This is a genomic window from Agrobacterium sp. A3-95, from assembly GCF_053521785.1.
Map to the genome: position 1 here is coordinate 199027 of NZ_JBNWDR010000012.1, position 23027 is coordinate 222053.

Genomic DNA, 23027 nt, shown 5'->3' on the forward strand with positions numbered 1-23027 from the left:
GCAGGTTCCGCCACGGCCACCTCTTATCGTCAGGATCGAATGAATGCCAGAAGATCGGCGTTCAGCACATCGGCATTCACGGTCAGCATGCCATGCGAGAAGCCGGGATATGTCTTCAGCGAACCATTCTTCAGCAGCTTGGCGGACTTCAGTGCAGAATCCGCGATTGGAACGATCTGATCGTCTTCGCCGTGGAGAACGAGCGTCGGCACCGTGATTGCCTTCAGATCTTCCGTCTGGTCGGTTTCGGAGAAGGCCTTGATGCCATCATAGTGCGCCTTTGCACCGCCCATCATGCCCTGGCGCCACCAATTCTGTATTACGCCTTCCTGAACCTTGGCGCCATCGCGGTTAAAACCGTAGAACGGGCCGGCCGGGACATCGCGGAAGAATTGCGCCCGATTGGCCGCCAGCGCCGAACGGAAGCCGTCGAACACTTCGATCGGCAGGCCTTCGGGATTGGCTGCGGTCTTCAGCATCAGCGGCGGGACTGCCGATACCAGAACGGCCTTGGCGACACGACCGGCCGGCTGACCAAACTTCGCCACATAGCGCGCCACTTCGCCACCGCCAGTGGAATGGCCGATATGCACGGCATTTTTCAGATCCAGCGCTTCGACGACAGCGAAAGCGTCGGCGGCATAGTGGTCCATATCATGCCCTTCGGAAACCTGGGCAGAGCGTCCGTGGCCACGGCGATCATGGGCAACGACCCGGTAACCGTTGGCAAGGAAGAACAGCATCTGGGCATCCCAGTCGTCAGACGATAACGGCCAGCCGTGATGGAAGACGACGGGCTGAGCATCCTTGGAGCCCCAATCCTTGTAGAATATTTCGACGCCGTCCTTGGTGGTGATAGTACCCATGGTCTTGTTTCCTTCGATTGATGTGTTGGTGGGGGCAGCGTTTGCTGCGAAGGTGAATACGGGTGAAATGGCCATCGCCGCTGCGGCTGCACCAACTGAAAGCAGTGCGCCACGGCGCGTTATGGAAAAGTCGTTCTGGGTCATCTCACGTCCTGCAAATGTATGGTTTCGTGTTTCAGGCGACGCCGTTGCTCGTCTGATGTGTGGATATTGCTACCAAGTCGCGGGCACAACAATTGAACTAATAATTCATAGTTTGTTGTGAAATTCGAAATAATACGTTCCGGTCGTTATCGGGACAGTGCGGATTGTCCCGATAACGCGGAATCTATCATTTCTGCTTTGCCGAGACGGCCTTGGCGGCAGCATCGATGGTATCAGCGACGACCGTCGGCTGCGTCATGAACAGGGCGTGGCTTGCTGAGACCTTGGTGATCTTGGCTTTGATGCGTTCGGCCATATGGATCAGCATTGCCTGGTCGAATGCCTTGTCCTCAGTAGCGATCACAGCCCAGCTGGGCTTGGTACGCCAGGCAGCATGTTCGAGCTTCGTGCCGAACGCCGACATGTTGATCGGGACCTGAGCGTCCCTCATGAACGCAACATCGGCATCGCTAACGTCATGAGCAAAACCAGCCTTGAACTTTGCCGGGCTGACATATCCAAAACCATCCTTCGTGGTTTCGATGACGAATTCCGATGCGGGAGCAAACCCCTGATATTGCTGGGCTGTCGTTTCGCCGGCATCTGGTGAGAGCGCAGAGACATAGACGAGGCCAGCAACCTTTTCATCAACGCCCGCTTCTGTAATGACCGTGCCGCCCCAGGAATGTCCGACCAGAATGACCGGACCGTCCTGCCGCTCGAGAGCACGCTTTGTGGCGGCAACGTCGTCCGCCAGAGAGGTCAGGGGATTCTGGACGATGGTCACGCGGTAACCACGCTTTGTGAGATTGTCGTAGACACCCTTCCAGCCAGAGCCGTCAGCAAAAGCGCCATGGACAAGCACGACGTTTTTTACGGACTGGTTCTGGGAAATGGTGTCGGCAGCGTTTGCCGGCAGTGCGGCAGACAATGCGGCGGTGGCAATTGCAGAAAGGGCGGTTGCGGACTTGCGTGTCATGGCTTCTTCCTTTTTGTTTTGCGATAACTGTTATCGCGATACACATAAGCTGACAGATGCTGACCCTTCCGTCAAGATAATTCTTATCGCGATATTTATTTTTGCCGTATGATTGACTATATGTATGTGTGAAGGAGCCTAGAATGACCATACGTCACAACAATCCACCGCCCTTGCACGACCAGCTGTGCTACGCAATTTATACTGCCGGCATTGCCATCCAGCGCGCTTACAAGCCCTTTCTGGATGAGCTGGGGCTGACGTACCCGCAATATCTCGTGCTAAACGTGCTTTGGAGCGGAGATGAGCAAACCGTTGGCGCCATTGCAAACGCCCTCGCATTGGAATCGAGCACACTGACGCCGCTCTTGAAGCGCCTTGAGACAGCCGGCTTGTTGCGCAGGACCAGAAACCTCAGCAATGAGCGGCAGGTGGTGATCGCGTTGACCGAGGAAGGCCGCGCATTGCAGCACAGGGCGGGCTGCCTCAGCGACACCTTGCTTGCAGCTTCAATGCAAACTCCAAAGGAGCTGGCCGATCTGAACCACGACGTCCGCCATCTCCGCGACGCGATCTATTCACAGATCGGCGGGTGGGACGCGCCCGCCTGATCTGCAGGCGCATCTCGGAACCTACGCTGTCGGCACCGTCCCCCCATCAATTGTGTATTCAGTACCAGTAATCGAAGCCGCGCGGTCGGAAGCGAGGAAGGCGATCAGGTTTGCGACCTCTTCCGGTTTTGCCGGGCGGCCGAGCGGAATGCCGCCCAGTCCATCCATGATGATCTTCTTGCCACCCTCAAGGTCAGTTCCGGCCTGCTTCGCCAGGCGCTCTGCAAGGTGGACGGAGGCTTCCGTTTCGATCCAGCCCGGCGAAACCCGAACGACGCGCACGCCTTTGGGCGACACTTCCTTCGACATCGCCTTGCTATAGGTCGAAAGTGCCGCTTTCGCTGCGGCATAGGCTGTTGTCGATTCCGGAAGCGGCAGGACTCTCTGGATGGATGTCACATGCACGACAACGCCGCTTCCCCGGGCGACCATATCCGGGACCAGTTGCCGATCCAGCCGGACAGCCGGATAAAGGTTAAGCGATATTTCCTTGTGCCAGTCATCCTCCGACAGGGCAGAAAAGCCGCCCCCCGATGCTGAGGAGCCACCCAGCATATGGACGATGACATCGACGCCGCCAAGGCGCCGCCGCGTGGCCTCTGCGACGATTTCACATCCCTCTTCGGTGCTCAGGTCCGCATCGACGAACAATTCTTCCGGCATGTTTTCCGGACGGGCACGCGCTGTCGTCAGCACCTTTGCGCCGAGTTCGCGAAACAGGCTGACGGTCGCAGCGCCAGCACCTTTGGTTCCAGCCGTAATGAGTGCGCGTTTGCCGTTCAGATTGAGAAAGTCAGTCATGACCGGATCTCCAGCCTGACGATCCTGTCGTCCTTGATCGTGAAGGCATGGATTAGCATCACCGGACTACCGGGAAACTTGCCACTCACCCTCGCCCGCACGAGTGTCTTGTCACCGTCAATCGTGGTTTCCACAGGTTCGGCAACGTATTGAGCCGACCTCTTGGCGGCCACCCACCATTGACGGATGGCGGCAGTGCCCTGATAGCGGGCATTCTCGTCCTCGACCACCGCATCGACATCAAGCGTTTGCAACAGCCCGTCGGCATCGTTGCGGGTGTCAGCGTCAAAATACATATTCACAACTTGGGGCATATCCATCTTATTTCTCCTTGTGAGGTGCCCCTAAGTTAGTGCTCTACCATTGCATTGATAAGTGGGATAAACATGCACGTGATGTTGAACAGATCGGGATAATGGAACAGTTAAACCTTAGGGAACTCGAAGCAGTCATCGCGATCGCCAGGCGCGGGACGTTTCGCGCAGCGGCTATCGATCTCGGTATGTCCACAACTGCGCTCAGCCACACCATCGGCAGGCTTGAGGCGGGGCTCGGCGTACGATTGTTCAATCGCACCACGCGCAGCGTCTCGCTGACAGATGCCGGCAGGCTCTTTGTACAGCAGGTTGCGCCTTCGCTTCAGGACCTTCATGCCGCTCTGGAAACGGTGCGCTCTCAACGCGAGACACCGTCTGGAACGATACGCATCAATGCGGCACCGTTTGCAGCACGCGCCATCATCTCACCGCTCGTGCTTGAGTTCCTGCGTCGCTATCCCGAGATGAATGTCGATCTGGTCACGGAAGGAAAAATGGTTGATATCGTCAATGACGGTTTTGATCTGGGCGTCAGGGTGGCAGGTCTCGTTCCCAGCGACATGATTGCCGTTTCGCTCGGCCGGCCCCAGCGACACGCTGTTGTTGGTTCTCCGGACTATTTCGCACAACATCCCAAACCCGTGGTTCCTCCGGATCTTCTCAATCACAGATGCATTCGCGTTCGCTTGCCTGACGGCTCACTGTTTCGATGGCGGTTTGAAAAAGACGACGAACCGGTGCAAATCGATGTGCGAGGCCCGATCACACTTGATGAAGCGGGCCTTGTGAGGACTTCGGTGCTGGAAGGTACCGGCCTGGGCTATACCATGGAAGAGGAAGTGCTCCCCGACATCAAAGCGGGGCGCCTTGTCCGGGTGCTGGAGGACTGGACACCACCGTATCCGGGGCTCTGCCTGTATTATCCCGGGCGCCGAAATCTGTCGGCTGGAGTGAAAGCGTTTCTTGATCTGGCCCGCGAGCTTTCGCGACGAGCTGCTGACTAACCCGCTGACCCCGCATTTGTAGTGGCGGCCCTTTGGGGAGCCGCCACACACGTCTTGGGATAGGGAAACAATCAAGCCTTGATGAAGGCCAACAGGTCTGGATTGATCACGTCGGCATGCGTGGTCAGCATCCCGTGCGGGAAGCCCTTGTAGATCTTCATCGTGCTGTTCTTGATCAGCTTGGCCTGAAGCTCTACGGCGGCCTTGTAGGGAACGACCTGGTCGTCATCACCCTGGGTCACCAGCGTGGGAACCGTAATCGCCTTCAAGTCTTCGGTCTGATCTGTCTCCGAAAACGCCTTGATACCTTCATAGTGCGCCACGGCGCTACCCATCATCCCCTGGCGCCACCAATTGTCGATCACACCCTGCGAAACTTTCGCATCCGGCCGGTTGAAACCATAAAATGGGCCCGACGCAACATCGAGGAAGAACTGCGCGCGATTGGCTGCCAGGGCGCTACGGAACCCATCGAAGACTTCCATCGGCGTGCCATCAGGATTGGCTGCGGTTTTCAGCATCAACGGCGGAACGGCGCTGACGAGGATAGCCTTTGCCACGCGTCCCTGTGGCTGACCATGCCGTGCGACGTACCGAGCGACTTCGCCGCCGCCTGTGGAGTGGCCGATATGAACGGCATTGCGCAGGTCAAGATATTCGGCGACGGCGGAGGCATCGGCAGCGTAATGATCCATGTCGTGACCATTGCTCACCTGGCTGGAGCGTCCATGGCCGCGGCGGTCGTGGGCCACAACGCGATAGCCCTTGCTGAGGAAGAAAAGCATCTGGGCATCCCAGTCGTCTGACGACAGCGGCCAGCCATGGTGGAAGACGATCGGCTGTGCATCCTTCGGACCCCAGTCCTTGAAGAATATCTCTACGCCGTCTTTGGTGGTGACGAAATTCGTGGTCATCGATGCAATTCCTTCTGGGTTACGGGAAATTTTCTTTTCGGAAGCCATCGCCGGCATGGCCAAGGCCAGAGAAACCGTGGTGCCGGCCAACAGGACCTGCCGACGGGACAGTGAAAGTTCGTTGATCATGGGCCTCTCCGAAATTTCGCGCGCTCATTCGGCGCCGCGGGTGCTTTCGAACAGGAACCAGGCACGGCGCTCTGCCTCATCCACCCAGTTTTCGATCAGGCTGGCGGTTGCGATGTCGCCATGGTCTTCACAAAGATTGTGTGTCGCCTTCATCAGCGAGACGAGTGTGAGATTATCGTCGCGAAGCTCGGCCAGCATATCCGCCGGGGTCACGAAATCGGCGTCGTTGTCGAGAAGCCGCTGCAACCTGGAAATATGGCTGATCGAACGAAGTGTGGTGCCGCCGATCTTGCGGGCTCGCTCGGCAATGTCATCCGTCATGGCGAAGATCTGCTCGCCCTGCTCGTCCAGCATCAGGTGGTAATCACGGAAATGCGGACCGCTCATATGCCAGTGAAAATTCTTCGTCTTGAGATAAAGCGCGAAGACATCGGCCAGCAGCGCCGTCAACGCGCCGGAAATATCGGCGGTTGCGTTCGTGCCAAGGGCAGTCGGTGTTGCAAGAGGCGACTTGCGATGTTTTTCAGCGAGGGTGCGGTTCATGGTAATCTCCATTGGGTTTGGGCTTGGGTTTGGGTTTCAGGGATTCAGGGATTCAGAGCCGTGCAACGATCAGCGGATCGTCGATATCGACAGGAAGAGGCAGGAGGGCTTGCTCGGAAAGGCCCAACTGGCTAGCGATCACACTGCGTGAATAACCGGCCGCCGCTGCTCGGTAATCGATATCTTGTGGCGCGCTGCGACTGAAGAAAATCAGGATATGCAGTGTGCCACTGCCGGTGTTTTCGATGTGATGCGGGTAAGCCGGCGGCACGAAATAGGCGTCGCCCGGATGGATCGAATAGGTGTCAGCGCTTCCATCGGGATCAAGGACTGTCATCTGACCGGTCCCTTCGAGCACATAGCCCATTTCGGCGGTCTCGGGGTGCCAGTGCGGTTCGCGCAGGCCAATCTCGCTGATGCGGACAGAAAACATCGAAAGACCATCGAGAACAGACCAAGCCGGAGCCTGCGCGGTCCTTGCAGAGCCCGCCGGCGACGATACGTGCGGCGCTGACTCCTCGACACGGAATTTGAGCCTGTTTGGATGAAGCGCCTGCTTTTCAACGGCTGGCTGGGCCTGCAGGTCGAATATCTCTGTGTTTGCGTTCAGCCTGCCAAAACTCGGCGGCTTTTGCGGTTGCCACTCGAAGGTGCTCAGCAGCACGGCGTCGGACATCACGTCGAAGGCGCCAGACAGGCTGAAATCTTCCGGATCCTCGTTCGAAAAGGCAAGGATGAACTCCGCCTCCGTTTCACCGGTATTTTCAATCGCGTGAACCGTGCCTGACGAAACGAAGAACATTTCGCCAATGCCGATAAGAAAGACGTCGCGGCTGCCATGATTGCCGACGACAGTCACCAGTGCCTGTCCGCGGACACAGTAGCCCAGTTCATTGGCATTCGCATGCCAGTGAGGCTCCCTGATCGCGTGTGCCGTGAGCACCAGCCTGCGTATTGAAAGGCCTTTGAGGATTGGCAGTTGATCGCGACCAAGGCGCATGATCGATCCCGCCGGGCTTTCGAAGGCTGCAGGCCGGTCCTTGAGAGAAAGAACATGTTTTGAAATCTGCATTTTCAACTCCTGCCCACATCGTTTGTTTGACGAGATGGTTGTAGGCGAGGATCTGGTTGCGCGGTATCCAATGCTTGGTTAGTCGGACTGACACCTAAGTATAGTGGCTCGCCTGCCGAACCGAGGCTACAAATCCAGGCCCTCCACTGAAGAGATGCTGGATGCCAATGCGCCCTGAATTTTCAAGCGCGCCCTTTCACATGGATGTCGCGATCCATCTGAGGCCATCCCAGTCCTGGAATGGCCATTCTTTTTTGCGCGGTTATGAGATTGAGTTTGCATAGGAATATTGGAATTGCCAATTGCGTTTCGGCAGCAGGGATGGCTTGATAATGCGGTCGATCTCAACGTGGGAAATCTCCTTGCATTCGCTGGTCCTGGTAAACCCGGAAAGACGGCTGCCGGCGCGCTTTGAACTTGGCGTGCTCGTCTGCGCATTTTTGCTCGCAGCGCTGATCTTCTATCTCGATACCTATACCGACATTCACAGCGCGCTTGCCACGCTCTATGTCATCACCTTGCTTCTGTCGGCAGAAACCCTGACAGAAAAAGGAACGATACTGGTGACCGGTATCTGTATCGGTCTGGCGGCAGTCTCGTATCTTGCAGCTCATGGGCTGCAAACCGACCTCGCCGCAACCCTACGCCTGGCGGTCGCGGTTGCTGCAATGTTGATCACCTGCGCCTTGATCATCCGCAATCAGCGCGCGCGCCTCAATCTTGTGAAATTCAATGCCGCCCTGCAGAGCAGCGAAGAGCGCTACCGGACGATTTTCGAGCAAAGCCGCGTTGCACTTTGGGAGCGCGACTATTCGCAGGTCCGCGCAATGCTGATGGCGTTGAAAGCAGATGGTGTCAAAGACCTTGGTGCTCACGCTCGGGAGAACCCGGATTTTCTGGAGCGATGCATCGTCAGCGTCCCTACCGTTGCCGCCAACGCGGCGGCACTTGAATTGCTGGGCCATGTGGGTAACAACAATCCCGGCTCCATGCGCCGCTATATTGCCCAGGACGACGCCACCTTTCTCGATCTCATCGCGGCAATTTTCAACAACGAGACGCATTTCGAAGGCAAGGGCAGCATCATCACCAGCGATGGCACCAGCAAATTTGTGCTGCTGACCGTTGGCTTTCCTGAAGATCCTGCCAATTTCAACCGTGTCATTGTCGGTATGTTCGACATTACGGAGCGGGAACTGGCCCAGAAAGCACTGTTCGAGGCCCAGGCGGAATTGGCATTGGCGTCGCGCGCGGCAACCGTCGGCGCGTTATCTGCCTCGCTCGCGCACGAACTCAATCAGCCGCTCGGCGCCTTGGTGGTCAACGCCCAGACCCTGCAGCGCTGGCTGGATCGCGACCCGCCGGATCTGGCAGCCGTTTCCCGCTCAGCTGAGCGCATCGCTCGTGACAGCCAGCGTGCCAGCGACATCATTCAGAGCGCACGATCAATGCTTGGTAACCGCCCGCCCGATATCGAGCCGGTTTCGCTGGCCGATCTCGTCACGGAGACACGCGCGCTGATGGAGAGCGAGCTTGTCAGAAACGGGGTCATTGTTGAAATAGCTGAAGCAAGCGATGTGCCCACCGTCAACGCTGTGCGGATAGAGCTGCAGCAAGTCTTGATCAACCTGATCACCAATTCCCTTCACGCCATGGCCGAAACCCCGGAAGCGATGCGGCGGATATCGGTAACGATCGAGCCTGGGGATGATCAAAGCGTGATCATCAAGGTTCTCGACACAGGTCCCGGGCTCAGTCCGGACGTTCTCAAAAACCTGTTCAAACCATTCTGCACGACCAAACCGACCGGGCTTGGCATGGGCCTTGCCATCTGCCGCAGCATGCTCGAAGCCCGCGGCGGCATGCTGTCTGCCAGCAATCACATCGATGGTGGCGCATTGTTCGAAATGATCGTCCCGATGGAGGCAACCCATGAATGATGCGAGAAAGTCCGCCAAACCGCCGAACGGCGATACGCCGGTTGTCTACGTCGTCGATGACGATACTGCGATACGCGAGGCTTTGGTCGATCTGTTCCTGTCAATTCGAACAGAAGCAAAATCCTTTGAAAGCGCCCAGGACCTGCTCGAAAATGCCGATCTGGACCGACCTGGCTGCATTCTTCTCGACGTTCGCCTGCCCGGTGCGAACGGCCTTGATTTTCAGCTCCACCTGGAAAAGCTCGGCAACCGAATGCCTATCATCTTCATGACGGGTCACGGTGATATACCAATGACAGTCCGTGCCATGAAAGCAGGCGCCATCGACTTCCTGACCAAACCTTTTCGGGACCAGGACATCCTCGACGCCGTCTCGGTTGCTTTTCAGAAAGATCGGGAAATGCGCCAGCAATCTGCTGCAAATGGCGCCGTCGTGGAACTGGCCAAGACATTGACCCGCCGCGAGCATGAGGTCATGACGGCTGTCGTGCAAGGCCTGATGAACAAGCAGATTGCGTTCAACCTCGGGATCAGCGAGATCACGGTCAAGCTGCATCGCGGCAATGTCATGCGCAAAATGGAGGCGCGCTCCGTAGCCGAACTGGTGCGCAAGGCGGAACTGCTGGGCCTTTGAGGCCAAAACCTAGACCCTTGTATGGTGCAATGTTGTGTCTCGATGGCGCATATAGAAGCCAGTTGATTTTAAGAGGCAAGGCCCAATCAAATTGTCCAGAACACCTGTCATAGCCATCGTTGACGACGATCGGTCGATCCGCGAAGCCCTTGACGATCTCGTTTTGTCCTGCGGTTACGAGAGCCGGCTGTTTTCGTCTGCGGAAGACTTTCTGGCCCGCGGTGATCGCGTCGCGATCGACTGCATGCTGGTCGACGTTAAAATGCCAGGCTTGAGCGGCATCCAGATGCAGGACGTGTTAAACTCGCGCGGTGATCAAAAGCCGCCGATGATTTTCATGACATCCTATTGCGACGAGCGAACGAGAGCAGCGGCAATGGATGGCGGTGCATTCGCATTCCTTGGGAAGCCAGTCGATTTCAACCAGCTTATACTGTGTCTTGAAGAAGCACTGAAGCACTGAAATTTCCAACACGTTCAGGAGTGGAACCATGTCTGATCAATGCTCGCACCTGCCGACGATCCGATCGGTCAAGCCCATGACGCTTGGCTGCGAGGAATGTCTCGAAACTGGCCAGATATGGCTTCATTTGAGGCTCTGCCGCGAATGTGGTCATGTCGGCTGCTGCGATCAGTCCCCCGGCCGCCACGCGACCGCGCATTTCCACACCACCCGCCACCCCATCATCGAGGGCTATGACCCGCCGGAAGGCTGGGGCTGGTGTTATGTGGACGAAACCATGGTGAACCTGCCTGATCAGACACCGCAACGCGGGCCGATACCGCGATATTACTGAACTTCGCCGAAAAATCGGCGGTGACCTGCGGACGACATTTCCAGCTGGAGGTAACAGATGGCAGATCTCAGCGCGCGCCTGGACCAGATGTTTCCGGTGCTCAACCCCCATCAGGTCGAGACGGCGAAGCGTTTTGCCAGCGGCGAGCCAAAAGATTTCGCACGTGGTGACTTCGTCTACAAGGTAGGAGACCACGCAGCGCCCGCCTGGCTGGTGCTGAAGGGATCGATGGACGTGTTTCGCCACGAAGGTCTTTCCGGCGAGGCACCGATCACGACGCATGGAGCAGGCCAGTTGTCTGGCGAAGTCAACCAGCTGTCGGGTCGACCGACACTTGCCGGGGCCCGCGCCGGGTCCGAGGGCTGCACGGCCATTCCCTTTGATGCCGCCCATTTGCGGGCCTTGGTGATCGGATCGGCCGATGTCGGCGAAATCATCATGCGCGCCTTCATCCTGCGCCGCGTCGGTCTGATCGATGCAGGCGCAGGTTCTGTTCTGATTGGAACCGCTGGCAATGCCGCGCTCTCGCGCCTGCAAGGATTCCTAGCCCGCAATGCCTTTCCCCACATCGTGCTTGATGCTGCCATGGAGGGTGAAGGTAAGGCGCTGATCGAACGTCTGGGTATTCTCGCCTCCGACCTTCCGCTAATGGTCTGCCCCAACGGCACCGTGCTCAAGAAACCGACCGATGCGGAGGCCGCAGCATGTCTCGGCATGACGCCGGACCTCAAGCCCGGAAAGCTCTATGACGTCGCTGTAGTCGGCGCTGGACCGGCGGGCCTTGCCACCGCCGTCTATGCCGCTTCGGAAGGGCTCGACGTCCTTGTCATCGATGAACACTCGATTGGGGGGCAGGCCGGCGCTTCGTCTCGGATCGAAAACTATCTCGGCTTCCCGACGGGCATATCCGGACAGGCGCTGGCGGGACGTGCCTACAATCAGGCACTCAAGTTCGGGGCGGAAATGGTTCTTCCCGTCGCTGTCAAAAATCTAATCCCTCCGAAAGATGACGCAGGTGTGCTGGCGCTCGAACTCGACGGTGGAAAATCGGTGACGGCCCGCAGTGTCGTCATCGCATCCGGCGCTCGCTACAGGCGGCCGGATATCACCAACATTGACGGTTTCGAGGGCAACGGCGTTTCCTATTGGGCCTCGCCGATCGAGGCAAAACTTTGCGCCGGCGAAGAGATCGTCCTGGTTGGCGGCGGCAATTCGGCAGGCCAGGCCATCGTTTTTCTGGCGCCTCAGGTCAAGACACTTCATCTGGTCGTGCGGCGCGCACTCGAAGATACGATGTCGCAATATCTGATCGACCGTATCAAGGCCCTGCCGAACGTCCAACTGCACATGCATTGCGAAGTGGACGCGATCAATGGCGATAACGCCACTGGCATCTCCTCCGCAAGACTGCGCAACCGCCTGGATGGAAGCGTGAACACCTTGCCGCTTCATCATCTCTTCCTTTTTATCGGCGCGGATCCGAACGCTGGCTGGATCAGCAGCCGGGTGCAAACCGATGACAAGGGCTTCATCGTCACTGGGCAATCCTTCGATGAGCATTGTCGTTTTTCCCGCAAGCCATTGCCTCTCGAAACCAGCCTGCCGAATGTCTTTGCCATCGGGGATGTCCGTGCCGGATCGACCAAGCGGGTCGCGGCAGCAGTTGGGGAAGGTGCCGCCGTCGTCTCGCAAATCCACGCCGCACTAAGCCTGATAAAGCCCCCCAACTGAAGCATCCGACCTTTCTCAAAATCAAAAACCCGCTGGCAGAAGCCAGCGGGTTAAAAATATCGTTCTTGAGTACCGTGACAGGCAGCCGGTCGATACTCAGATAGCCGACGCACCGAGTTGCCGGCCATAAGCAACGATTTCCCGGCCAACCGCGATGCGATCATCCTCGAACCGCTGCAGGGCACTGGGAAGGTCAACCTCGGACTCCAGGCTGTTGCTCAACGCCATGACATCGCCCGCTGCTTTCGACACGCCCATCGCGGTGTGCGGACGCGCGACAAAGGCGGCGTCGCCGATGAGGACGACCGAACGGCCCGTCATGCGGGGCGACTCGTAGTCGAAAATGCCCTGGATAGAGGGGCTTGGCTCCGCCTCGACCGCCTGGGCGAATTGCGGCGGAAGCATCTGCAGCGCATCGACGCGCAACGCCTCCAGACGGTCGCTCGACAAGCCACCACGCGGCAGCGAAAATGCATGCGTTCGCCCATCCAGATCGGTGAACGTGTGGGCAAGTTCGCTTGCTGGCACTTTGCGATACCAGACCCAGTTATATCGGCGATTGCCGATGTCCATTTCGCCCTTCGAGCCCGGGACAAGATAACCGAGCGCATGTACGCCCGGCCTGACATGAAAGGCAAACCGGTCGAGAAGCAGATTAGCTGCCGTTGGAAGCCTCGTTTCCGGGATCAATCCACGCCATGCGACATAGCCGGAATAGCGGTTTTGAGTGTCTCCGGGATTGACCGCTGCGCGCACCACCGAACCAAGGCCATCGGCACCGATAACCAGATCGGCATTCACCCGCGTACCGTCACCAAAAATCAGCTCCGCGCCACTCTCGCCATCCAGCACTTTGACGACATCCCGACCCAACACATAGCTTCCTGAAGCGATGCGGGAAGCGACAGTTTCGAACAGGTAGTCCCAGGAGATCTGGGTCTGGGGCGCCTTAACGGTCTGGGCGATACGTCCGTCCTGATCGAGATAGATGCGTTCCTTAGCCACCACGCCGATACGGGCGACATGCTCGCAGCCAATCAGCCGGAGAATGTGCAGCAGGTCCCTCTGACCGACGAGGCCCGCTCCCCGACCTGCAAGACCGCTCTTCGATCGCTCGTAGATGCGGACATCGTGGCCAGCCTGTTGTAACATGATGCCAGCGAAGAGGCCGGCAAGCGAACCGCCGACGATTCCTATACGTAGCTTTTCCATCGTTCCGCCCTCAGTTTCCGACAACCGTCAGCGAATGCCGGCGATGATGAAATATTTTCACCGCGAAGGCTGCGAGGCCGAACGCCGCGCCGAGAAGGCTGACGACGAGCCAGCCGCCCTGCCCCCAGGCCAGTGTCGCCATCGCCGAACCTGTGGCACCCCCCAGAAACATGCCAGTCATGAAGACCGTGTTGAGACGGCTACGCGCATCGGCATCCAGGGCATAGATGATGTGCTGGTTAGAAATCAGCGCGCTCTGTATGCCGAAATCAAGCACGATGACGCCCACAACCAAGGAAACGATCGATGCCCAGACCCCGAAGATCAGCCAGGCGGCGATCGTCAATCCGGCGCCCATCCAGACCACGAAATGCGGTCCCCGTCTGTCGGCAACAACTCCTGCCAGAGGCGCTGCAAATATGCCGACCGCACCGACGATCCCAAACAGACCCGCGACATCGGCACCGAGCTGAAATTCTGGCCCCGCCAGATAGAGAGCGAGGATGGTCCAGAAGGCCGTGAACGACGCGAACAGAAACGCCTGGATGATAGTCGCTGCCCTCAAGGCCGGGTGGCGTTTCCATAGCTGGCCAAGCGACCGGAGCGCCTGATGATATCGCAAAGTCGAGGTTGGCCGATGATGCGGCAGGACCGCAAACATGAGGCCCGCGGCGAGCAGGGCGAGCGGTACGCCGATCCAGAACATTTCCCGCCAGCCGGCGTGTTCGCCCACAAAGCCCGACAGGGTGCGGCTGAACAATATGCCCGACAATACGCCTGCCATGACGGTGCCGATTGTGGCGCCGCGCTTTTCGGGCGCGGCCAGCGATGCCGCAAAGGGCACGATCTGCTGGGCGACTGTCGAGCATGCTCCAACCATGACCGATGCTGCAACCAGCATCCAGGCCGTCGGCGCCAGTGCAGCCAGCGCGAGCGCGGCGGCAAGCACCACGAATTGCCCAATGATCATCCGGCGGCGATTAACGAGGTCGCCGAGCGGCAGTAAAAGGAACAACCCCAGTGCGTAACCGAGTTGCGTTGCGGTGGGCACCATGCCGGTAACTGGCTGCCGACTGAAATCCGCCTCGATAAGGCCGAGCATCGGCTGATTGTAGTAGATGTTTGCGACGGCAATACCGCCCGCGACGGCCATGGCCAGAAGCGCAACTTGTCCGATCGCATCATTGTGGGTGGCGCTTGCCGCCCCGGCTTGCATCTGTCCTGTCTTTTCCATGATACTGTTCCACCGCCAATCTTGATCTGGGCAAAATATGCTCAATCTCGTTGGCCGCACATTCGATAGACGTCTACCTGGACCTATACATCGGTCTAGGTTCGTACTGATGCGTTCGATGCTAGATTTATTCAAACACGCTGAAGGGAGACTGTGATGAGCGAGAAGCGGCCGGATGGGATAGAGCATTACAAAGCGCCAGCAGGTGGCTGGGGCGCACTAAAAGCCGTCGCCAAAACCCTTGCTCACCAGCAGATCATCGCCGAGGGCGCGGCGACATTGTTAAAGGCAAACCAGCCCGAAGGCTTCGATTGTCCCGGCTGCGCCTGGCCCGATCCGAAGCACACAAGTTCGTTTGAGTTCTGCGAGAACGGAGCAAAGGCGATCACCTGGGAATCGACGGCCAAGCGCGTTGGCCCCGATTTCTTTGCCGCTCATTCGGTGACTGATCTCTGGCAATGGACCGACCACAAGCTTGAAGATCAGGGGCGCCTGACGCATCCGCTGATCTATGATCATGCCAGTGACCGCTACGTGCCGATCGAATGGGATGCCGCATTCGCGCGTATTGCCTCGGAATTGAACGCCCTTCCCAGCCCTCATATGGCCGAGTTCTACACGTCCGGTCGTGCCTCCAACGAAGCAGCGTTTCTCTTTCAGCTCTTCGTTCGCGCCTATGGCACCAACAATTTCCCCGACTGTTCCAACATGTGCCACGAAGCCACCAGCGTCGGTCTGCCCCTGTCGATCGGTGTCGGCAAGGGCACTGTAACGCTGGAGGATTTCGATCATGCCGACGCGATCTTTTCGTTCGGGCACAATCCCGGCACCAACCATCCGCGCATGATGACGACATTACATGAGGCCTCCCGCAGGGGTGTGCCGATTGTCGTCTTCAATCCACTAAAGGAGCGGGCGCTGGAGCGGTTTGCAGCCCCGCAGGATCCGATCGAAATGGCGACGATGTCATCCACGCCGATCGCGTCTGCCTATCATCAGGTTCGTACCGGCGGCGATCTTGCCGCACTCAAGGGTATGATGAAGCGCATCTTCGAGCGGGACGCGGCCGATATCGAAGCTGGCGGACCCGGCGTCATCGACCGCGATTTCATCGCGGCGCATACGATTGGCCTTGAAGCCCTGCAAGCCGATATCGACCAGACGCAATGGCCGGAGATTATCGAGAAATCCGGCCTGTCACTGGAAGCGCTCGATAGCGCCGTGGATGTCTACCTCAAGGCGAAAAACGTCATTCTCTGTTATGGCATGGGCATCACACAGCATGCCCATGGCACGGCCAATGTGCAGCAACTCGCCAATTTCCTGATGCTGCGCGGCAATATAGGCCGGCCAGGCGCCGGTATCTGTCCCCTGCGCGGCCATTCCAACGTTCAGGGCGACCGGACCGTCGGCATCACTGAAATTCCCAATGAGGCTCTTCTTGCTGGCATGGAAAAAGCCTTCGGTTTCCGCCCGTCTGGTGAAAAGGGCCATAACGCCGTAGAGGCAATCGAGGCCATCATTGAGGGCAGGTCGAAAGCGTTGGTGTGCCTTGGTGGCAATCTTGCTGTCGCCATGTCCGATCCTGAAGCGACGTTCGCGGGCATGCGGAAACTCGATCTGGCCGTTCATCTTGCGACAAAGCTCAATCGCTCGCATCTGCTGCTGGCAAAGACATCGATCCTCCTGCCGGTTCTGGGCCGGACGGATCTGGATATTCAGGCGACAGGGCGCCAATCCGTCACGGTAGAGGATTCCATGTCGATGGTGCACGCGTCGCGCGGTTTCCTCAAACCGCCAAGCGATGAGTTGCGCTCGGAACCCTGGATCATTGCCGGCATGGCCAAGGCGACGCTAGGTAACCGGCACGACATCGACTGGGACGGGATGGCCGGCGACTATGAGCAGATCCGCGACAAGATCGAAATCGTATTTCCCGATTTTCATGATTTCAATACGCGCGTGAAAACGCCCGGAGGCTTCCGGCTCACGGTCGCGGCTTCTGATCGTGTGTGGAATACGCCGTCCGGTAAGGCCGAATTTCTCGTCGCACCGGGACTTGATGAGGACACACGCTTGCACGACCCCGAAGCCCTTGTGCTGACCACCTTGCGCAGTCATGACCAGTACAACACCACCATATACAGCCTCGACGACCGCTACCGTGGTGTCTACGGCCGCCGCGACGTCATCTTCATGAACCAGCGGGACCTTGAAACGCGGGGACTAAGAGACGGAGACCTCATCGATGTCGAAGCAATTTGCGGGAGTGGCGCCAAAACCGCTACCGGATTTACCGCCGTTGCCTACAATATTCCGCCCGGCTCGGTAGCAGGTTATTACCCCGAAATGAACCAGGTCATTGCGCTCGCAGACTACGACAGGAAATCCGGGACCCCAGCATATAAGGGCGTTCCAGTGAGGATACGCCGATCCACGTAACCGAGCTTGATTTTACTAACAATCCGGGCCAGCTTCCCAGAAACAGAAGCTTCGTTGCAGCCAGCGACAAGATGTCGGCGGCGAAGGACGGAAAATTAGTAGCCGATACGACGTGTTCCTTGTGTTGAGCGCATTATTAATGATAATCGTCAGCAATACTCTCAATCCATGATGATATCCAACATCATGGAGACGGCGCCGTCGAAAGGGTTCGGACATGCGGATCACCAAGGAAAAGAAGCAGGAAAATCATGACCGGATTGTTGCGATTGCATCCGGGATGTTTCGCGAACGAGGGTTCGATGGCGTTGGCGTGGCTGACCTGATGGAGGGTGCGGGCCTGACCCATGGTGGATTTTACAACCACTTCGTCTCGAAGGAGGCGCTCATAGCAGCAGCCTCCGCCAAAGGGTTTTCCGAAACGTTGGCACGCTATGCCGGGTATGATTTGGGCGAGATGATCGACGCCTACATCTCGCGCACGCATCGTGATGCGCGTGGCCAAGGCTGCACGGCCGCCGCACTGAGCGGGGAAGCAGCGCGGCTGCCAAACGAAACCAGAGCTGTTTTCGGCGAAGGCATCGAGCGCCTTGTTGACGCGCTGGAGAGCAATCTTGCGGCGAACCAGCCCGCCGGCTCAAATGCCCGCACGCAAGCCATCAGTATTATGGCGCAAGCTGTCGGGGCCATCGTGCTATCGCGGGCCTGCCCGGACGCATCGGCCCTGGCGGATGAAATTCTTGATATTTGCCGCGCCGATTGCCGGGCCTCTGTCGAAAATGGCGGGCGGGAGCAATAGGGCCGCAGCCATGCGACCCCATCTCCTGCAAAATACGAACTCAGTCTGCGACCTTCACAACGACCTTGCCCCTGGCGCGCCCGGTCTCGACATGGGCCAAGGCCTCCGCCGTCTGAGCAAAGGGAAATACCTTGTCCACGACCGGACGGATCACGCCGGCGTCGATCAGCTTGGCGATCTGGGCAAGTTGTTGCCCTTCCGCGCGCATAAACAGGAAGGAATACAAGACGCCCCGGCTTCTCGCCTTCTTCAGCACGCCCCGGCTCAGCATCCGTACCACCAAGCGCAGGAACATGTTCAGCCCCAGAGATCTGGCAAAGGGAACATCCGGCGGCCCCGAGATCGATATCAACCGACCACCCGGTTTCAGAACATTCAGCGACTTGGCCAGCGTCTTGGCATCCTGACTGTTCAGCACCAGATCATAACCGGATAGCACCTGTTCGAAATCCTGCGTCCTGTAGTCGATCACCACATCGGCGCCGAGGCTTTTGACCAGGTCAATATTCGCGGCACTGGTCGTGGTGGCCACCGTGGCGCCGAGATGCTTGGCAAGCTGGATGGCAAAGGTCCCAACCCCACCGGAACCAGCCTGAATGAACACTTTCTGGCCGGGCTTGACCTTGCCGACCTCCACCAGCGCCTGCCAGGCGGTCAGTCCAACCAGCGGTATGGATGCAGCCTGCTCCATCGAAAGGCTCGCGGGCTTCAGCGCTACATCGGCGGCGTCAATTGCGATGAACTCTGCAAAGGTACCGGCCCGGTGATCCCTCGGGCGGGCGTAAACCTCGTCCCCAGCCTTGAATTGCCGCACATTCGCGCCCACGCTTACAACCGTTCCGGCTAGATCGTGACCCAGAATAAAGGGCGGGCGATAGGGCAGGAACAGCTTGAACTCGCCGTCCCTCACCTTGGAATCCAGAAGGTTGATCGCCGTGGCCTGAATGCGAACCAGAACATCATTCGCGCCCATCCGGGGCTCGGGCATGTCTGCCAGACGCAAGGCGCCCTTCTTTTTGTATTTGTCGACAACGAAGGCTTTCACGGACGTTCTCCAGTGTAAAAATATTATCGGCTCAGATGGCTAAAAAAGCCAAGGCTTTCAGCGCGAACTGAGCATGTTGTTGGAAGGCCCTGCCGTGGCCATCATTCTCGCTCACGCGATGTTGAATTGCTTGCGCAAGGTTCGATCAAACAGCGCGCGCGGCAGGAAACGCCGGGCAAACGAGGTCTGCCGGGCCGCCTTGCCGGAGGGGTAGCGCAACCGCGGCGCCTTGTCCTGCGCCGCCATCAGGATGGTGGCCGCAACATCATCCGCCGTGTCGCCGGTCGCCATGGCCAAGTCAAACGCCGTGCGGTATCTGGCCAGTGTCTGGCCATAGGCTGCAACCGGACGGTCGCCTTGCGGAGAATTGGCCTCGATCGAGGTTTTCGTTGCCCAAGGCTCGATCACGGCGACACGGATGCCGAACTGGCGAACCTCATGGTCCAGCGATTCCGAATAGCCCTCAATGGCGTGCTTGCTGGCCGAGTAATAGGCTCCAAAAGGACCGGGTATTAAGCCCAGGACAGAGCCGATGTTCAATATCCTGCCATAGCCCTGTTGGCGCATCATCGGCAACACGGCATTGGTCACCCGAACGACACCCAGAAAATTGGTTTCGAACAGCGAACGAACCTGATCCACCGAGCTTTCTTCGGCCGCCCCGGACAGGGCGTAACCGGCATTGTTGACCAGAAGGTCGATACGGCCAAGTTCCTGATGCGCCAGCGCCACGGCATCCGAGACAGACAAATCGGAAGTCACGTCACAAGCAATCATCCGAATGCCATCACGTGTCTCGTCAGGTGCAGCCTTACGACTCGTGCCAATCACCCGGTAGCCTGCCCGGGCCAGAGCCGTGGCGGCCGCCTTGCCAATCCCACTGGAAGCCCCGGTCACAAAGGCGGTCTTCTGTCTCTTGGTAGCAAACGTCGCCATAGCGTCTTTCTCTCTTTTCGGTATCACCATGGATTGCCGCCAAGGCATATGGTTTTACGACACTAATTTTATGATGATTATCATCATCATTGATGATTTTTAATGATATATATCATCATTAAAGTCAAGTGTGACTTTCATTTGGTGAGGGAAAGGGTAACCCTTCAGTGTCGGGACCCGGCACCAATCCGCAACGGATCAGGCACAGCACACTGATTTGATGGGGCCGCACCAGCGAGCGACCCCAAAAGTAGTCAACGCCCGGCAGCTGCCGCCAAAGAGGGGTAATCGATATAACCCGCGGCACCGCCACCGTAGAGCGTAGCCGGGTTTATCTCTGCCAACGGCGCATCGCTTTTCAATCGCTCAACCAAATCGGGATTGGCAATGAACGGCCGGCCGAAGGCGATCAGATCCGCCCGACCCTCGGTAAGATGCGAAGTCGCCAGTTCGAGGTCATAGCCGTTGTTGGCGATATAGGTCTTGCTGAAGCGACGGCGCAATGATCCGAAGTCGAATGGCGCGACATCGCGCGGTCCACCTGTGGCACCCTCGACGACATGAATGTACACGATGCCAAGGGCTTCGAGCTGATCGACGATGTAATCGAACTGCTCCTGCGGATCAGTACTCGAAATGCCATTGGCGGGCGAGACCGGCGAGATGCGGATGCCGGTGCGTGCAGCGCCGATTTCCTCGACAACCGCGGCCGTGACTTCCAGCATGAGGCGCGCACGGTTTTCGACAGAGCCGCCATAGGCGTCTGTGCGAACATTGGCACCGTCCTTGGCGAACTGATCAAGCAGATAGCCGTTGGCCCCGTGGATCTCGACACCATCGAAACCAGCCTCGATGGCGTTGGCTGCTGCCTGACGGAAATCGTTGACGATCCCAGGAAGCTCTTCCAGTTCAAGGGCCCGGGGTTGCGAAACGTCCACGAAGGCGTTGTTGACGAACGTCTTTGTCTCGGCGCGGATGGCTGAAGGGGCAACCGGCGCTGCGCCGTTCGGCTGGAGATCAACATGGCTGATGCGACCGACGTGCCAGAGCTGGAGGAATATATGGCCACCCTTCTCGTGCACCGCACTGGTGACCTTGCGCCAGCCTTCGATCTGCGCCTGGGTATAGATACCGGGCGTGTCCTGGTATCCCTGCCCCTGCTGTGATATTTGCGTGGCTTCGGAAATGATGAGCCCGGCCGAAGCACGCTGGCCGTAATATTCAGCCGTCAGGTCACCTGCGACAAAGCCCGAACCGGCACGATTGCGCGTCAGGGGCGCCATGACGATCCTGTTGGAAAGGGTCAAGGAGCCAAGCGTATAGGGTTCGAAAAGCGTCTTTTTAGTCATGATTTGCCTATGTGTTGCCGCCGCAGCGGTATGGGTTGCGCGGTCTGCTCAAGCGACGGTGCGGTACCGTTCGGCTGGCAGCGCATTGCCGAAGTTGGCCAGCATGGTCTTGCGCGCAGCTTCAAAGGCTTCCCACTGACCGGCATCGGGAAGCGGCGGGATGGTCACCGGCTCGCGACGGTCGAAGCCGACCAGAGCCGCATCCACAAGATCGCCCACCTCCATGACGTTGTTCAGTGCATTGACGTCGGCGCCGACATGGTCCCAGATTTCGGTTCGAGTCGTGGCGGGAAGAACAGCCTGAACGTAGACGCCCTTCGGTCCAAGCTCGAGGCTAAGCCCCTGAGACAGGAAGAGGACAAAGGCCTTGGTTGCGCCGTAGACCGTCATGCCGAACTCCGGCGCCAGACCAACCACGGAGCCGATGTTGACGATTGCACCCTCACCTTTCTTGACGAGTCGAGGAGCAATTGCGCTGGCAAGGCGAACGAGTGCAGTCGAGTTGAGTGCAACAAGCCGGGCCATGTCGTCGGTGCTCTGCTCGATGAACGTTCCACCGATGGCCGTTCCGGCATTATTGACGAGGATGCCGATGCTGTCATCGTCGCGCAGTCTCGTCTCTACTTTCGCAAGATCGGCGAGTTGCGTGAGATCCGCCTGGACGATGTCTATGGCCACGCCGGTTTCCTGTCGCAGACGGCTTGCAACGGCCTCCATTCGCGCCACGTCACGGGCGACCAGCACGAGATCGTGGCCGCGCCGCGCAAACCGATCGGCATAGGTTGCACCAATACCGGTGGAGGCGCCGGTGATGAGGACTGCAGGATTTGTGCTCATAGGATTGCTCTTTTCTGTGATGGAACCTATATTCATGACAATCGTCATGATTGGATTTAAATATGATAGCCATCATGTAAATGTCAACGACCATGTTGGGAGAATTGTGAAAATGAAGGTCAGCCGAGAACAGATGGCGGAAAACCGTCGCCGGATTCTGGATGTCGCCAGCCGGCTGTTTCGCGACAAGGGGTTCGATGCCGTCAGCGTTGCGGAGGTGATGAAGGCAGCCGGTCTTACTCACGGCGGCTTTTATGGACATTTCAGTTCAAAAGACGATCTGGTCGCGGAGACCCTTGCCCATGCCCTTGCTTCAGATAGCGTCGGAGGAGGCAACTTCAGCGATTTCGTCAAATCCTATCTTGCGCCTCGCCATCGCGACAACGCTGCCGGTGGCTGCCCAACCGCCGGTCTCGCTGCAGCAATTCGCCATCAGACGCCGCCGGCGCGCTCCGCCATGACAGAAGGCCTTCGTGCGCAGATCAGCCGGATCGAAAAGGCACTCCCGCAACTGGACCCGGCAGATCGCCGGCGCACAGCGATAGGAAGCTGGGCGGCCATGGTTGGGGCGGTCATACTCGCCCGGGCAATCGACGATCCGGAACTATCGGACGAGATTCTGGAACAGACGCGCGCATGGATCGACAACAGCGTCAGTTAGTCCGCAAAAAACGACGACGCGTACCGGCAT

At 58.2% G+C, this 23027-nt stretch carries 23 protein-coding genes; 10 read left to right on the plus strand and 13 right to left on the minus strand.

From position 1 onward, the window contains the following. Positions 1-29: 29 nt before the first annotated feature. Entirely contained in the window at positions 30-1010 is a 981-nt protein-coding gene (locus ACQZ5Y_RS25640) for an alpha/beta fold hydrolase (protein ID WP_065687459.1), read from the minus strand. Positions 1011-1197: 187 nt separating this feature from the next. Next, the gene (locus ACQZ5Y_RS25645) at positions 1198-1989 is read right to left on the minus strand and encodes an alpha/beta fold hydrolase (protein WP_003519240.1); all 792 of its coding nucleotides are present in this window, start codon (positions 1987-1989) and stop codon (positions 1198-1200) included. A gap of 143 nt (positions 1990-2132) precedes the next feature. On the opposite strand from ACQZ5Y_RS25645, the gene ACQZ5Y_RS25650 reads away from it, so the two are divergent. Further along, positions 2133-2600, plus strand: coding sequence for a MarR family winged helix-turn-helix transcriptional regulator (locus ACQZ5Y_RS25650; protein ID WP_111800161.1), 468 nt, complete (start codon positions 2133-2135; stop codon positions 2598-2600). A gap of 21 nt (positions 2601-2621) precedes the next feature. Here the strand turns inward: ACQZ5Y_RS25650 and ACQZ5Y_RS25655 are convergent, their stop codons facing one another. Both ACQZ5Y_RS25655 and ACQZ5Y_RS25660 read right to left on the minus strand, forming a co-directional pair. Then, the gene (locus tag ACQZ5Y_RS25655) at positions 2622-3401 is read right to left on the minus strand and encodes an SDR family oxidoreductase (protein WP_111800162.1); all 780 of its coding nucleotides are present in this window, start codon (positions 3399-3401) and stop codon (positions 2622-2624) included. Continuing rightward, positions 3398-3721 carry a nuclear transport factor 2 family protein gene (locus ACQZ5Y_RS25660; protein ID WP_013762164.1) on the minus strand — a complete coding sequence of 108 codons (324 nt, stop codon included), beginning with the start codon at positions 3719-3721 and terminating at the stop codon, positions 3398-3400. The genes ACQZ5Y_RS25655 and ACQZ5Y_RS25660 overlap by 4 nt, the downstream gene beginning before the upstream one ends. A 95-nt stretch (positions 3722-3816) precedes the next feature. Between ACQZ5Y_RS25660 and ACQZ5Y_RS25665 the strand changes: the two genes are divergently transcribed. Then, entirely contained in the window at positions 3817-4722 is a 906-nt protein-coding gene (locus ACQZ5Y_RS25665; RefSeq protein ID WP_003519247.1) for a LysR family transcriptional regulator, read from the plus strand. A gap of 71 nt (positions 4723-4793) precedes the next feature. Here ACQZ5Y_RS25665 and ACQZ5Y_RS25670 read toward each other — a convergent pair whose 3' ends face one another. From ACQZ5Y_RS25670 to ACQZ5Y_RS25680, 3 genes are read right to left on the minus strand one after another with little or no spacing between them, the layout of a single operon-like run. Next, complete coding sequence (locus ACQZ5Y_RS25670) at positions 4794-5765, minus strand: alpha/beta fold hydrolase (RefSeq protein ID WP_025595168.1); 972 nt, start codon at positions 5763-5765, stop codon at positions 4794-4796. 24 nt (positions 5766-5789) lie between these two features. After that, positions 5790-6308 (minus strand): Dps family protein, encoded by a 519-nt coding sequence (locus ACQZ5Y_RS25675; RefSeq protein WP_003519251.1) that lies wholly within the window; start codon positions 6306-6308, stop codon positions 5790-5792. A 52-nt stretch (positions 6309-6360) separates the two neighbouring features. Further along, entirely contained in the window at positions 6361-7380 is a 1020-nt protein-coding gene (locus tag ACQZ5Y_RS25680; protein ID WP_174050930.1) for a cupin domain-containing protein, read from the minus strand. 362 nt (positions 7381-7742) lie between these two features. On the opposite strand from ACQZ5Y_RS25680, the gene ACQZ5Y_RS25685 reads away from it, so the two are divergent. From ACQZ5Y_RS25685 to ACQZ5Y_RS25705, 5 genes are all read left to right on the plus strand, one after another. Continuing rightward, positions 7743-9320: a sensor histidine kinase gene (locus tag ACQZ5Y_RS25685; protein ID WP_111800164.1), complete on the plus strand. Its 1578-nt coding sequence runs from the start codon at positions 7743-7745 to the stop codon at positions 9318-9320. Further along, positions 9313-9954 carry a response regulator transcription factor gene (locus ACQZ5Y_RS25690; protein WP_013762159.1) on the plus strand — a complete coding sequence of 214 codons (642 nt, stop codon included), beginning with the start codon at positions 9313-9315 and terminating at the stop codon, positions 9952-9954. Before ACQZ5Y_RS25685 ends, ACQZ5Y_RS25690 begins: the two co-directional genes overlap by 8 nt. Positions 9955-10045: 91 nt before the next feature. Beyond that, the gene (locus ACQZ5Y_RS25695) at positions 10046-10417 is read left to right on the plus strand and encodes a response regulator transcription factor (protein WP_025595171.1); all 372 of its coding nucleotides are present in this window, start codon (positions 10046-10048) and stop codon (positions 10415-10417) included. 28 nt (positions 10418-10445) lie between these two features. Beyond that, complete coding sequence (locus tag ACQZ5Y_RS25700; protein WP_060642819.1) at positions 10446-10751, plus strand: UBP-type zinc finger domain-containing protein; 306 nt, start codon at positions 10446-10448, stop codon at positions 10749-10751. Between the two features lie 57 nt (positions 10752-10808). Next, positions 10809-12482 (plus strand): FAD-dependent oxidoreductase, encoded by a 1674-nt coding sequence (locus ACQZ5Y_RS25705; RefSeq protein WP_065658409.1) that lies wholly within the window; start codon positions 10809-10811, stop codon positions 12480-12482. Between the two features lie 96 nt (positions 12483-12578). Here ACQZ5Y_RS25705 and ACQZ5Y_RS25710 read toward each other — a convergent pair whose 3' ends face one another. Beyond that, on the minus strand, positions 12579-13694 hold the full coding sequence (locus ACQZ5Y_RS25710) for an FAD binding domain-containing protein (protein ID WP_111800165.1): 1116 nt from the start codon (positions 13692-13694) through the stop codon (positions 12579-12581). Between the two features lie 10 nt (positions 13695-13704). Further along, on the minus strand, positions 13705-14928 hold the full coding sequence (locus ACQZ5Y_RS25715; protein ID WP_111800166.1) for an MFS transporter: 1224 nt from the start codon (positions 14926-14928) through the stop codon (positions 13705-13707). A gap of 156 nt (positions 14929-15084) precedes the next feature. Here ACQZ5Y_RS25715 and ACQZ5Y_RS25720 point away from each other — a divergent pair, with 156 nt between their 5' ends. Further along, the gene (locus ACQZ5Y_RS25720) at positions 15085-17370 is read left to right on the plus strand and encodes an FdhF/YdeP family oxidoreductase (RefSeq protein WP_111800167.1); all 2286 of its coding nucleotides are present in this window, start codon (positions 15085-15087) and stop codon (positions 17368-17370) included. A gap of 217 nt (positions 17371-17587) precedes the next feature. Further along, positions 17588-18169, plus strand: coding sequence for a TetR/AcrR family transcriptional regulator (locus tag ACQZ5Y_RS25725; protein ID WP_174060241.1), 582 nt, complete (start codon positions 17588-17590; stop codon positions 18167-18169). Between the two features lie 40 nt (positions 18170-18209). Here ACQZ5Y_RS25725 and ACQZ5Y_RS25730 read toward each other — a convergent pair whose 3' ends face one another. The 4 genes from ACQZ5Y_RS25730 to ACQZ5Y_RS25745 form a co-directional block, all read right to left on the minus strand. Beyond that, positions 18210-19214, minus strand: coding sequence for a zinc-binding dehydrogenase (locus ACQZ5Y_RS25730; RefSeq protein ID WP_111800169.1), 1005 nt, complete (start codon positions 19212-19214; stop codon positions 18210-18212). A gap of 111 nt (positions 19215-19325) precedes the next feature. Next, positions 19326-20150, minus strand: coding sequence for an oxidoreductase (locus ACQZ5Y_RS25735; RefSeq protein WP_111800170.1), 825 nt, complete (start codon positions 20148-20150; stop codon positions 19326-19328). A gap of 254 nt (positions 20151-20404) precedes the next feature. Continuing rightward, the gene (locus ACQZ5Y_RS25740; RefSeq protein WP_174060240.1) at positions 20405-21499 is read right to left on the minus strand and encodes an alkene reductase; all 1095 of its coding nucleotides are present in this window, start codon (positions 21497-21499) and stop codon (positions 20405-20407) included. Between the two features lie 48 nt (positions 21500-21547). After that, complete coding sequence (locus ACQZ5Y_RS25745) at positions 21548-22336, minus strand: SDR family NAD(P)-dependent oxidoreductase (RefSeq protein WP_003519273.1); 789 nt, start codon at positions 22334-22336, stop codon at positions 21548-21550. A gap of 112 nt (positions 22337-22448) precedes the next feature. On the opposite strand from ACQZ5Y_RS25745, the gene ACQZ5Y_RS25750 reads away from it, so the two are divergent. Beyond that, positions 22449-22997, plus strand: coding sequence for a TetR/AcrR family transcriptional regulator (locus tag ACQZ5Y_RS25750; protein ID WP_174060239.1), 549 nt, complete (start codon positions 22449-22451; stop codon positions 22995-22997). The last annotated feature ends 30 nt before the right edge of the window (positions 22998-23027 follow it).